The 12389-nt window shown below is 71.1% G+C and carries 9 protein-coding genes (1 of these 9 running past the window's edge); 5 read left to right on the top strand and 4 right to left on the bottom strand.

From position 1 onward, the window contains the following. Nucleotides 1-77: 77 nt before the first annotated feature. Nucleotides 78-1844: a glycosyltransferase family 4 protein gene (locus tag FrCorBMG51_RS10730; RefSeq protein ID WP_047222892.1), complete on the bottom strand. Its 1767-nt coding sequence runs from the start codon at nt 1842-1844 to the stop codon at nt 78-80. Between the two features lie 1210 nt (nt 1845-3054). Here FrCorBMG51_RS10730 and FrCorBMG51_RS26655 point away from each other — a divergent pair. Together FrCorBMG51_RS26655 and FrCorBMG51_RS10720 are read left to right on the top strand one after the other, a co-directional pair. Further along, nucleotides 3055-3606, top strand: coding sequence for a polysaccharide biosynthesis protein (locus FrCorBMG51_RS26655; protein ID WP_162233198.1), 552 nt, complete (start codon nt 3055-3057; stop codon nt 3604-3606). A gap of 444 nt (nt 3607-4050) precedes the next feature. Next, nucleotides 4051-5880: a hypothetical protein gene (locus FrCorBMG51_RS10720; protein ID WP_420848600.1), complete on the top strand. Its 1830-nt coding sequence runs from the start codon at nt 4051-4053 to the stop codon at nt 5878-5880. 53 nt (nt 5881-5933) lie between these two features. Here FrCorBMG51_RS10720 and FrCorBMG51_RS10715 read toward each other — a convergent pair whose 3' ends face one another. The 3 genes from FrCorBMG51_RS10715 to FrCorBMG51_RS10705 all read right to left on the bottom strand — a co-directional run bounded on the left by FrCorBMG51_RS10715 (nt 5934) and on the right by FrCorBMG51_RS10705 (nt 9213). Continuing rightward, nucleotides 5934-6719 carry an ABC transporter permease gene (locus FrCorBMG51_RS10715; RefSeq protein ID WP_047222891.1) on the bottom strand — a complete coding sequence of 262 codons (786 nt, stop codon included), beginning with the start codon at nt 6717-6719 and terminating at the stop codon, nt 5934-5936. Further along, the gene (locus FrCorBMG51_RS10710; RefSeq protein ID WP_052914550.1) at nt 6716-7834 is read right to left on the bottom strand and encodes an ATP-binding cassette domain-containing protein; all 1119 of its coding nucleotides are present in this window, start codon (nt 7832-7834) and stop codon (nt 6716-6718) included. Before FrCorBMG51_RS10710 ends, FrCorBMG51_RS10715 begins: the two co-directional genes overlap by 4 nt. Before the next feature lie 599 nt (nt 7835-8433). Then, nucleotides 8434-9213, bottom strand: coding sequence for a chorismate--pyruvate lyase family protein (locus FrCorBMG51_RS10705; RefSeq protein ID WP_047222890.1), 780 nt, complete (start codon nt 9211-9213; stop codon nt 8434-8436). Between the two features lie 259 nt (nt 9214-9472). Here FrCorBMG51_RS10705 and FrCorBMG51_RS10700 point away from each other — a divergent pair, with 259 nt between their 5' ends. The 3 genes from FrCorBMG51_RS10700 to FrCorBMG51_RS10690 all read left to right on the top strand — a co-directional run. Then, nucleotides 9473-10450: an ABC transporter ATP-binding protein gene (locus FrCorBMG51_RS10700; RefSeq protein WP_047222889.1), complete on the top strand. Its 978-nt coding sequence runs from the start codon at nt 9473-9475 to the stop codon at nt 10448-10450. Between the two features lie 5 nt (nt 10451-10455). Beyond that, a complete protein-coding gene (locus FrCorBMG51_RS10695) occupies nt 10456-11346 on the top strand; it encodes an ABC transporter permease (RefSeq protein WP_052914549.1) in 891 nt (296 codons plus the stop codon). Nucleotides 11347-11970: 624 nt separating this feature from the next. Further along, on the top strand, nt 11971-12389 hold the 5' portion of the coding sequence (locus FrCorBMG51_RS10690) for an Hsp20/alpha crystallin family protein (protein ID WP_086055378.1). 169 nt of this gene lie beyond the right edge of the window; the window shows 419 of its 588 coding nt (coding positions 1-419); the start codon lies at nt 11971-11973; its stop codon lies off the right edge, out of view.

Below are 12389 nucleotides of genomic sequence, written 5' to 3'. Positions count from 1 at the left end.
CCGCGTCCGTAGGTGGGAATCGTTGCTAGCACGACGGTTTTCACCTATAGCTCGGGGGAGCGTCTGGCAGAGAGGCGTCAGCCTACTTTGGTGATCATTGGCGTAGTGGTGGTTCCGCTGGTGGGCGGCGGGTCGGACAGGGCACAGCGGGTGGCTGCGATCAGCAGATCCTCGCCGGTGGCGGCCCGCACCTCGATCTGACCGGTCACACCGGCTCGGGTGAGCGCGGCGCGGGCGTCGGCGGGGGAGGCCCCGTAGAGGACCGCGACCGCCCGGCCGGCAGCGGCCTGCCCGCCCAGCCGGTCGGGTACGGCGTCGTCCCCGGTCAGGCGGTACACCAGGTCGGTGCGGCGCAGGGTCGGCAGCGGCCGAGTGGGCGCCAGCGGGAACTCCGCGCGGGTCACGACGTCGTCCGCGCGGCGTGACCCGCGTCGGCGCCCGGCCGAGGCAGGCCCGCCCAGGGACGCAGGTCCGTCCAGCGGGCTTCCGCCCCGCGGCCGCCGGCCCGGCAGCCGCCGCCAGCCTGGCAGCGGCCCGCCCGGTGCGCTTCCAGCCAGTGCGCTTCCAGCCGGTGCGCTCCCACCCGGTGGCTGTCCGCCGAGCGGGCCACGGCCCGAGCGCCTCCCGCGGCCCCGGGCCGCCGCCAGCCGGTCCATCTCGGCGGTCACCACCCGGGCGAGCAGTTCGGCGGTGGCGTCCCAGGTAAAGCCTGCGGCCCACGCCCGCGCCCGGGAACGCCAGCGCGCCGCCGCGGCCGGGTCCGCCAGCGTGGACAGGGCCGCGTCGATCGTCGCCGTGAGCGGGCCGGGCTCGTCCACCAGCCAGCCGGTGTGCCCGTCGCGGACGGCGTCACGCAGCCCGGGGACGCGGAAGGCGACCGCCGGCACGCCGTGGGCGTTGGCCTCCAGCACCGACAGGCCCCAGCCCTCCCCGTGGGAGGGGTTGACCGTCAGCCAGGCCGTCGACAGCAGCCGGTCCCGCTCGGCCGCGTCGACATACCCATGCCAGCGCAGGATCTCCTCGCCGACGCTCCGCTCGTGGGCGTGCCGCAGCAGCCGGTCGCGGTCGGGTCCGTCCCCGACCATCTCCACCACCAGGCCGGGATGGGACGCGCGCAGCGCGGGCAGCGCGTCGATGAGCAGGTGCAGTCGCTTGTGCGGGACCAGCCGCCCGACACAGACGATGGTCGGCCGGTCGGCCGGGCCGGGCGGGGCGGGGCGGGGCGACGCGGGCCGGGCCGGGCCGGGCAGCGGGCTGTCGGCGCCGCCGGGCACGATGAAGCGTGGCCCGGCCAGCTTCAGCACATCCCGGGCCTCGTCCCGGGTGGACGGTGACACCACCGCCACCGGGCGCCGCCCGTACACCCAGCGGCTTCCCGGCGTCTCCAGCAGCTGTCCGATCCGGGCCACCGGCTCCGGGAAGTAGAGCGGGAACTGCCGCTGGTGGACGTGGTGGAGGACCTGGATCACCGCGGTGCTGGCGGGCAGCACCAGGGGGCTGAAGAACGGGATGCCGTTCTGGCAGTCCACCACCGCGTCGACGCCGCGGCGGTCACGCAGCAGCTGGGCGAGGACGGCTGGATACACTCCGAACGTGCCGCCGCGGCGGTGGATCTCGACGCCGCGGACGGTGGCCGACCGGGTCTGGCCGGCCGGGCGGGCGGTGAGCAGGCTCACTCGGGCGCCGGCCGCGGCGAAGCGCTCGGCCACCGACTGGCAGTAGAGTTCAGCACCACCGGCCTGCGGGTGGTCAAGATCACGCCAGTTGAGGAACACCACACGACGGCCGGCGAGCGCGTCGATCCGCCTGCTCAGACTGCCTGCGGGCGCTGCGGTCACGGGCACTGGCGCACTCCTTTCAGCGGACGGCTGTCGTCAACCTTCTGACGCCGGTGGCGCGGTCCTCGCCCCAGCCCGCGACGATGGTGTCAGATCGCGGGGACCGGACGTCAATGGGGCGCGAGCGGTGGCTTACCGTGGATCAGCGATGCCCGGCAAAGGGCGGCAAAATGGACCCGCTACCGCAAGCGGGGCCGGGCGGGAGGAGATGGGTGACGAACGTCGGACGCGCGGCGCTCGCGCGAGCTCTCCAGGGGCCCGGGGCGCTCGCGGTCGCCGGGGTCGCCATCAACGGCGGCAACCTGCTGGCCAACCTGGTGTTCGCGCGGGCGCTCGACGCCGTCAACTACGGCGCGCTGGTCGTCCAGACCGGAATCTTCCTGATCCTGTCGATGGGCGGTTCCGCTCTGCAGATCGCCGTGGTGCAGCGGGACACCTCCGCACCCGGCCACACCCGGCATCAGCGGGGGTTCTGGATCCGCCGGCTGCGCGGTGTCTGCGCGGTCGGAGTGGCCGTCACCTGCGTCCTCGGCCTGCTGGCCGCCAAGCCCACGGCGGCGGTGCTGTCCTACCCGCATCCGCTGGCGATCGCGGAGGCGGTCGCGGCCGCGGGGGTGTGGGTGTCGCTGTCGGTCGAGCGTGGCCTGTTGCAGGCCCGCCGCGCCTATCAGGACCTGGCCCGCAACTTCGTCCTGGAGGGCGTGGCCCGGATCACCGTCACGATCGGTCTGGTGTTCGCCGGGCTGGGCGTCAACGGCGCGGGCCTCGGCCTGATCGTCGGTGTTGCGCTCGCGACCGAGCACGCTCGTCGACGCACCGCACGAACATCACGTAAAGTAACAGATTTTCGACGTTCGATCACATACGGTGGCGATGGGTCGGAACGGATCGGCTCCACCGGGCCGATCATCCTGCCGCCCGTCCCGACGGTGCGGACCAGGCACGCCCTGCGGCGTGACACGACAACCGCGCTCGCCGCGCTCGTGCCGCTGGCCATGCTGCAGAACATGGACGTGGTCATCGTCGGCTGGCTCAACCCCGACTCGGTCGGGGCGTACGCCGCCATCGCCACGGCCTGCAAGGTACCGGTGTTCATCGGGCTGGCCGTGGCGGGCTTCCTGCTGCCGGCGGCGCTGCTGGTGACGGTCGGCTGNCGGCCCGCCGCCGGCAGCAGGGCCGTCCCGCTACGGCGGCGCTGCTGGTGGCGGTCGGCTGGGTGGTCGCCCCCGGGCTGCTGCTGGTGGCGGTCGGCGCGGTGGCCGCCCGGTTCCTGCTGTCGGAGGTCTTCGGCCCGAAGCTGACCGCGGGCGCGCCCGCGCTGTGGGTGCTGGCGCTTGCCATGACCTGCCTGGCCGTGACGCTGCTGTTCACCAACTACCTGCTGGGCGCGGGCCGCCGCGGCGTGGTGGGTGTGCTCGCGGCCGGAACCATGCTCACGGGCGGTGGTCTGATCATGGCCGGCGGGGATCTGGTCGCCACCGCGGCGATGGCGCTCGTCTGCCAGGCCGTGACCGCCTTGCTGGCCGGCCTCATGGTGGTGCGGGCGCACTCGCCCGCCGTGCTGGCGACGGCCGCGGGCACACCGCCGGGGCAGGCGGCCGAGTCGTGGGCGCGGGCACGGCCGGGCAGGCGACCCGGCGGGTGGGAGCAGGCTGTCGGCCGGCGGTCGGGCAGATGGCCCCGCCGTGGCCCCGCCGATCTGGTGGGAGGGCGTGACCGGGGGCCCGTCCGCGAGCAGGAGGCCCTCATCCTCAGCCGCGTTGAGTAGCTGCCAGTGATTGTTCAATGACTGATATGTGATCGCTGGACGCGCCGCCGGACGGGGAGCCGGTGCCGTCAGACCTGCCGAAATGGTTCCAGACCGCACTGAACCGGCCCCAAACCGAAAGGTAGGTCACCCGACCGGTTTTCCGATCCTGACGAACCGGGGCCATGTGGTCATCGGACACTGGGAGACATGGGTCGGGATTCCACAGCGGGGGGGCACACGCCGACACCCGGTGACGTATCCCCCCGCGTCGGCGACCGGCCTGACCAGCCGGCGAGCCGGGACGAACCGGCGGTCTCGCCCCGGGAGTGGATCCCGCTCCGCTCCCGGCGTCGTCCGGTCAGCCCGGCCAATCCAGTCAATCCGGTCGGCTCAGCCGAGCCTGCCAATCCGGTCGGCTCGGCCNGCTCGGCCGATCCGGTGGAGTACGGACCGTCCGTCCCGGTGGCCGTTCCCCCCGCTGCTTCCGCGCCGGCGTCCGCGACCCCCGCGCCCACCGCCCCCCTTGTCCTCGCGGCATCCCACGGCGTCCACGCGACCCGACAGGAGCAGCAGGAGCAGCAGGAATGCGGGGAGTGCCAGGAACGCGCGGATACGTGCGCATGCCCGGAACAGTCGCGGGCGTGGCGGCGGGGCGTGACCCGTCGCTGGATGGTGGCCGGCGCGACCACGGCTGGGCTGGGCGCGCTCGCCGGCACGGCCAGGCTGCTGTTCGGCACGGAGCGTATTTACGATCATGGCGATACCGCCGACATGGGCGCGCTCGCGCTGTTCGGCGCGCCCGGCAGCTTCGGTGACCTCGACAGCTTCCACGACGACGCCGAGGGCGCCCGGATCGTCACGGTGGACGTGCCCGGCTGGGGTTTCGGCCCTGGCCAGGCCGCCTACATGTCGACCGTCACCTCCGACGGAACCGTTTTCACCGCGACCACGCCGTTCTCGGACAACCAGGCCCAGCCCACCGGGACGGGGATGGAGATCGCGGTGTTCGAGCCCGGCCCGATGCGTTTCACCCGGCTGGTCGTGCCGTCGACCACCGGGCGGACACATCTGCCCCGGGCCGACGCGGGGTTCCGCGGCGTCGGCGGCGCCGATGTCGCCGACGTGATCGTGACCGGTTCGGGCCCGGACGAGCGGGTGATGTTCGTCTCGGCCGTGTCGTACTTCGGCTGGGACACGGCGGTGTACGGGGAACTGCCGGCGCTCGGGCAGATCCGTCGTCCCGCTCCCGGCCAGCCCTGGAGCTACGATCCGACGCGGTCGTGGACGACCGACCAGCTCGCGGCGACCGCGCTGCCGGGGGTGGCCGCGAGTGCCTTTCCGCACGAAGGCCGCGGGGAGCCGCGGTGGTCGCGCGGCCCGGCCGCGATCGCCCGGTTGCCGGCCAGCGGCCACCTGGTGATCGCGCAGTACTTCGGGTCCTCGACCCTGGGCACCGACCAGGGTGCACTGCTGGTCGTGGACACCGCGGGCCGGGTACGCGCGTCCTGGCAGTACCCGGAGGTCCAGGCCTTCGGCGTACCGGTGGTGGTCAACCCCCGGGAGGTCGTCACCGACCCCACGTCCACGGCCGGCGACGAGCGTTTCGTGCTGATCAGTGACTGCCGGACCGCCGACCACCAGGTGGTCTCCTTCCCGATCCAGGAGTTCTCCTACTCGGCGGGCGGCGCGGGACAGGGGAGCGGGACGATCACTCCCTGTAGCACCGCGGTACGGGCCGCTGTGGACGGCTCCCGCATGGAGACCGCGTGCTTCGACGACAACGGCACCCTGTACGTCGCCCGCACCCGCCCGGACGGGCTGCGTGCGGCGACGCTCGCGGTCTATCCGAAGATCGACGGTGACCGTGGCCTGGTCACCCGCGCCCCGGCGACCGACGGCTGGCCGTGGCGCGGCTGGGGGGTGGCGAACCCACCGGAGTATTTCGTGGCGGGCACCGATTCGGGCGGTCTGGTCCGCAGCATCGTGTTCGACCCGGCCAGCGGGGCGGTCGTGCTGGCCGGCCTCGACGGCACGTTGCGGGCCGTCCGCCCGTCCGGGCGGGGCAGGCGGATGACGTTCACAGTCGGTCAGCCGATCGACATCGGGCTGGGCCGTCTGCGCGGGCCGTCCAACCGCTATGTCGGCCTGCGGCGCGGTGCCGTCGACGCGCGACGCCGGGTGATGTGGCTGCCGGTCAACCAGTTGGTCCTGGACGCCATCGCGTGGCCGTACCCGCCGTTCAAACTCGACCAGTGGCTGATGCGGGTCGACCTGCGGGCCGTGCTCGCCTGACCCGCGCGCCCGGCCTGGCGCCGCCCGCGCGGGTGGCGGACGTCAGCCGCTGGTCAGGACGTCACGTCGCGGCGCGCGAACAGCACCAGGGCGGCCGCGACCGCGGCGGCGCAGAAGACCAGGATGCGCAGGCCGGCTGCTTCGTAGGCGATCCGGTATCCCCGTGCGCCCGAGGCCAGGGCGTCCATGAGCCGGGCGGGCAGCCAGCTCTCGGCCGGGCTGAAGATTCGTGACACCAGCATCTCCAGCGGCAGCGCGTAGGCGACCGCGACCGACACCGCGGCGGCGGGGGAGCGGAAGACGACCCCTGCGAGCAGCCCCAGGGTCGCGTATCCCAGGGACGAGGCCAGCACGTTCAGGTAGCCCTTACCGATCTCCGTCAGGCCGGCGAGGCTGTGCCAGGCAGCGGTGTCCACCCCCCGGATCGGAGCTATGGCGAACGACGCGGCCGCGGCCACAACGGTGGCCGCGGCGATCATCGTCATCATAAACGTCACCAGGGCCAGGCATTTGCCCGCCAGCAGGCGGAGTCGATGCGGCTGGGCCATGAGCTGGTTACGCAGGGTTCCCTGGGTGTAGTCGGCGCCGATGACAGCGGCGGTGACGGCGAGCCCGACCACGCCGAGCAGGATGCTGACGGCTTCCAGCCCCTGCATGACCCCGTCCGGACGGGACATGGCGGGCGCGGTGACGGGCACCCCGTCGTAGTCGCGACGTCCGACCGAGAGCATGGTCAGTACCGCGCCGAGCGTGGCCACCGAGACGACGGCCGCCAACGTGCCGAAGAAGAAACGCGAGCGGCCGAGCTTGATCCATTCGGCCCGCAGTGCCGCGGTCACGAGTTCCCTCCAGCGGAGGTCGATGCGGTGGCCCCGGCGGTGAGCAGGTCAGCCGGGTCATCCGGAGATTCCGTCGGGACGTCCGGAGAGCTGCGGCTGCGGGGGATCAGGTCCCCGTCGACTCCCCCCGTCGCGACCAGGAACGTCTCCTCCAACGTGGGCCGGCACGCGCGCAGCGCCCGCAGCGCGATACCGGCGCTCATGGCGATCCTGTTCAGGTTCGCCGCCGAGCCCTCCGGGGCGTGCACGCTGACCGAGCCGTCCGGCGAGCGCTCGGGCGGATCGACCCGTAGACCGTGGTCACCCAGCAGGGCGGCCAGCCGTGCCGCGTCACAGGAGTACTCGGGAGTCAGGACGAGCCGTGGGTCCTCGGCGGCGAGCAGTTCGGTCACATGGCCCTGGAACAGCAGCCGCCCGTCTCTGATCATCACCAGGTGGTCGCAGATCTGTTCGACCTCCGACAGCAGGTGGCTGGACACGAAGACTGTCATGCGTCCTCCGGCCAGGTCCTTGAGCAGGCAGCGGATCTCGCGGATGCCCGCCGGGTCGAGCCCGTTGGTCGGTTCGTCGAGCACCAGCAGATCGGGACGCGGCAACAGGGCCGCGGCGATCCCCAGCCGCTGTTTCATGCCGAGGGAGTAGGAGGCGAACCGGTCGTCGGCCCGGCTGGCGAGGCCGACCATGGACAGCGTCTCGGCAACGCGCTCCGGGCCCAGCCTGCGCAGCCGCGCCAGCATGCGCAGGTTGGCCCGCCCGGTCAGGCCAGGGTGGAAGGTCGGACCTTCGATCATGGCCCCGACCCTGGACAGATACTCGGCGGGCCGTTCGATCGGATGTCCGAGCACGAAACCGTGTCCCGCGCTGGGCTTGATCAGCCCGAGGAGCATCCGCAGGGTGGTTGTCTTGCCGGCACCGTTCGGCCCGACGAATCCGGACAGCGCTCCCATTGGGACGTGGATGTCGATCCTGTCCACCGAGTGCCGGGTGCCGTAGCACCGGGTGAGCCCTTGGCTCCAGATGGCGGCGTCAGCCGGGGGGCGGGGCAGATCGGTGCGGGCCTGGCGTCGTGATCCCCGTCGTGTCCGCGGCGGTCTCGCCGGAGTCTCCGCCGTCATTACGTGGTTGCCTCCTCAGGTCCTTGGCGTCCGGCCCGGGTGGGGGCGGCTGCCTGACTGGGCTGGCGTTGATGGAGATTGATGGAACAGAGCGTAACGGATGGAAACGAGTTGTGCTTAATGACGATCGCTCGTTTCTTACGGTAGCAAAAAATATGATCGATATCACTTATAGTAACTAGTGATAGGTATGGAAGGCCCCTGCCGTAGCGGTGCCGCTACGGTCCCGTGCTTCTGTGTTCCCGGGTTACCGGTCGGTCACGCCAGTCGGTGCGCCGGCGTCCCCGGCGGTCCGGCCACCGGTGTCCGGCCGGTTCGCCGAGAACCGGTCCGGCCGTGGAGATCCCGCGCGCATGGACCGCGAGCGGACCGCGAATGGGCCTGGGCAGGCCGGGAGTGAGCCACGAGTGGGCCTGGGCAGGCCGGGAGAGGGCCCGTGAGCGGGCATCCCGTGAGCAGGCATGACGACGCAGCCGCTTCAGGTGACGGCATGGAGTGACCGGGCGGCCGCGTGTCGCGGTATGGCTGGCGCCGCGATGTCGGCGCGACCGGTGTCGGCGCAGGCCGGTGTCGGCGCAGGCCGGCGCAGGCCTGCGCAGTCAGCTCGAGTCGTGGCCGAACAGGTGGGGGGAGAACCACTCGGTGATCAGCGTCAGGGGGTGGCCGGTCCGCATGTCGCGCATCCGGTAGGTCCGGGCCGGCACCCGGGACTGCGCGCTGAGAGCAGACCCGAGGTGGGTGGCGAAGTCGCCGGCCGGCAGCCGTCCCCATGACCGCAGCTCACGGACGACCGGCAGGGCGGCCCGCATCAGCAGCCTGCCGATGGGCTCCTCGGTGTCCAGCGCGCGCACGACGTCGGCCGGCAGCCTGTCGGTGATGGCGAGCAGGGACGCCGCCCCGTGGACGACACCGTTGTCGCTGGTGAGAAGCACCTCGCGGACCAGGAGCTCGTCTCCGGGGCTGCCGTCGAGATCGCGCAAACCGATGTCGGTGTAGGTGTCCCGATGGGTGCGGGTGGCGAGTTCGTGGAACCGGGGGCCGCTGTCCACTCCCCGGATGTCCGCCGCGTAGCCGCGCTGGCTCGGCGTCGTCAGCGGAAAGCGCTGCTGACGACGTATACGGACAGTGATGCGACGGCCGGTGAGAATTTCCAGTGACGTGGTGGTCAGCCCGTCACCGCGCAACACCAGCTGCTCAAGGGGGCTGGTCTCCAGAGCGCCCGCTGCGGTGGCGCTGGCGGTGGAGAACTCGGCGGTGGAGAACTCCGTGACCGGGGCCGGCGTTGATCCGACGCGCGCGGCCGGCCACTCGCCAACAATGATCTTATTGGCGGTGGCCTCGCTATATTTTGATATTCGACCTTCATAGGAAGAAAGCACATAAAAAACGGTATCATGTACCTATATCGCCAGTCGTGTCGATGCTGGTCGACATCGCTGGTGACGACCGGCCGTAGCAGATGGAAGCCGGTCGGACACCCGGCACTATCGGGCAACCGACGCCGTCGTCCCGGCCACCGGTGTCGGCCGGAGGACAACGGGTATCCCGGGTGGCCGCGCCTGGGGTTTCCTCAGGCAGGAGCCGGCCGGTGGTTATGGTCGGTATCCGGCAGTTCGCACGCGGTCCGGACGGAGACAGATGATCGAAGTTGATCGGCTGACCAAGCGCTACGGCTCGACCGTTGCGGTGGACGACCTTTCGTTTCAGGTTCTTCCCGGCCGGGTCACCGGATTCCTCGGACCGAACGGAGCGGGAAAGTCGACAACGATGCGCGCCGTCGTCGGCCTGGACCTGCCGACCATGGGCGAGGTCCGGGTCAACGGCAGGTCGTACGCGTCGATCCGGCGACCGTTGTGCGAGGTGGGAGCGCTGTTGGACGCGAGTGCCGTGCACGGTGGCCGCAGCGCGTCCAGCCACCTGCTGTGTATCGCGCGCAGCAACGGCATCGGCCCGTCCCGGGTCAACACCGTGCTGGAAATGGTGGGCCTCGCCACAGTCGCCCGCCGGCGGATCCGCACATTCTCGCTCGGGATGTTACAGCGCCTGGGTGTGGCGACCGCGTTGCTCGGCAATCCAGGTGTGCTTCTTTTCGACGAACCCGTGAACGGCCTGGATCCAGAAGGTATCTGGTGGATCCGCGCGTTGATGAAGCAGCTGGCCGCCGAAGGACGGACGGTGCTGGTCTCCAGTCATCTGATGAGCGAGATGGCTTTGACCGCCGACCATCTCGTCGTGATCGGACGGGGTCGGCTCGTCACGGACGCGAGCGTCACGGACCTGCTTTCCCGCAGTTCGCGCAACCGGGTCCGGGTGCGCTCGCCACAGGCCGGGCAGCTGTCGGCGCTGTTGACCCAGGACCGGGCGGACGTGCGTGTGCAGCCCGGGCCGGACAGTGCCCTGGAGGTGCTCGGGATGGACGCACCCGCGGTGGGTGAGCTGGCTGCCGCCCACGGTGTCGTCCTGCACGAACTGTCAACCCAGCAGGCTTCCCTGGAAGAGGCCTTCATGGATCTGACCCGGGACTCGGTCGACTACCGGACCGGGCTGGACCCGCTCCAGGCCACCTCTCCCAACGCATCCCCCGGCACACCCACAACCGTCGGATCGAGGCCCTGACAACCATGCCCCCGGACGCCACACCCCGCGACCTCGCCGGCCCGCCCACCGGCCTCGCCGACGGCACACCGCCGGGGCTGCCCGCCGACCAGCCCGGCCGCGCCGTCCCGCCCCGGCCGTCCGCGGCGACGGGCCGGCGTGACACGTTCGGGAACGCCCTGCGCTGCGAGTGGACGAAGCTGTGGACCGTCCGGTCGACGTACTGGACCCTGTTCGCTGCCTTCGTCATCACGGTTGGCCTGGCCGCGATCGCGTGCGGGGCAACCGCCAACCAGGGTGGGGACGTCGGCGGGGAGCCGGCCGCGCTCAGCCTCAGCGGGATCTTCATGGCCCAGATCGCGCTGGGCGTGCTCGGCGTTCTCGTGATCAGCTCGGAGTACGGCAGCGGAATGATCCGGACGACCTTCGCGGCCGTCCCCAACCGGCTGGTCGTGCTCGCGGCGAAGGCCGTGGTCTTCGCGGGCGTGGTGGTGGTCGGCGCGTTCGTCGCCTGCCTGGTCGCCTTCGTGCTCGGGCAACAGCTGCTGCGGTCGACCGGCCAACAGGCCTCCTTCGGCGATCCGGAAATCGTCCGGATCGTCCTCGGCGCCACGGCCTACCTCACGCTGATCGGGCTGATCGGGCTTGGGCTCGCGGCGGTCATCCGCCATACCGCGGGCGCGCTGGGCATCCTGTTCGGCGCCATGGTGGTGCTGCAGATCGCCGTCCAGTTCCTGCCGGGAGAGCTGCAGGAGGACGTCCTGCCCTACCTGCCGGCGACGATGGCGGTCTCGATCGTCACCGTGAACCCACCGGCCATGAGCCTGTCCGCCGAGGGAAGCATCGCGCTGCTCAGCGTCTACACGGCGCTCGTGCTGCTCGGTGGGGCGTGGTCGATGGTCGCGCGGGACGCCTGACCGGCTCGGATCGGCTCGTGACCGCGCCGCGGTCGCTGTCCTGGCACCTCCACGGCGCTGCCCTCGTGCCGCCTGCCGCCTGGCTGTCCCGCCTGCCGCTGTGCTGCTCCGCCCCGTTCGTCTGCCCGCTCACGGCCGCACGGCCTTTTGCGCCGCAGCCTTTTATTCTTTTTGTTCAACTTGCTCCACAGTTGCACTGTCCATATTGCATGCATTTTTTAACTTTTAATACCTTTGTTGCCCTACCGCGTCCAGTCGGACCTGTCCGGCCGGTGGGAGCGGAGCTGGGGCAGGTGGTCGCAACGATCGACGGTCGGGTGCCGGTCGGTCCGGGTGAGACGGCCTCGTGCGGGCCACGTCCGCTGTCGGTACCGGGTGGGCCGGTACCGGGTGGACCGACGTCAGGTGGACCGACGTCAGGTAGGCCGACGTGGTAAGGGCCGGGTGTCGACCGGCGGGCCGGATAGTCTGCCACGCCGTCGGGAACGGTACTGCTTCAATGCTCGTTCATAAGTATGAGTCTGCTAGACTCAACAACACTGAGATGATCCCGATCCGGTGATGTTAGCCTTCGGTTGGTAGTTGGCCGGTGCAGGGGTCGACGCTGGAAGGAAGGGAGTAGTCATGAGCACCTACCTGTGGGAGCCGTTCGCTGCCTTCGGTCGTCTGGACCGCGAGTTCCACGAGATCGTCCGGCGTAGCTGGGACGCCGCCCCCGAGCGGGCACGGATACCGCGCCTCGGCTTCGCTCCGTTGGCAGACGTGGTTACCGAGGGCAACGATGTTGTTGTCCACCTCGAGCTCCCCGGCGCCGACATCGAGAAGGACGTCACGGTCGAACTGGAGCGCGGCCGGCTGGTCATCCGCGGTGAGCGCGCCGACAACCGCGAGAGCGACAGCGGACGTGTCGTCGTGCGGGAACGCCGGTACGGCGCCTTCCACCGCGAGTTCAACCTGCCGGAAGGAGTAGGCGCCGACCAGATCTCCGCGACCTACGACAAGGGCGTGCTGTCGGTCCGGCTCGCGGGCGCGCTCGCGCCCGC

This window comes from Protofrankia coriariae (assembly GCF_001017755.1).
Lineage (GTDB): Bacteria > Actinomycetota > Actinomycetes > Frankiales > Frankiaceae > Protofrankia > Protofrankia coriariae.
The sequence above is the reverse complement of the archived record's forward strand: the minus strand, read 5'-3'. Positions and strand labels throughout refer to the sequence as shown.

Coding starts and splice junctions, on each gene's coding strand:
- FrCorBMG51_RS10695 (WP_052914549.1), top strand. CDS start 10,456: ATGCCCCCGGACGCCACACCCCGCGACCTCGCCGGCCCGCCCACCGGC.
- FrCorBMG51_RS10700 (WP_047222889.1), top strand. CDS start 9,473: ATGATCGAAGTTGATCGGCTGACCAAGCGCTACGGCTCGACCGTTGCG.
- FrCorBMG51_RS10710 (WP_052914550.1), bottom strand. CDS start 7,834: ATGACGGCGGAGACTCCGGCGAGACCGCCGCGGACACGACGGGGATCA.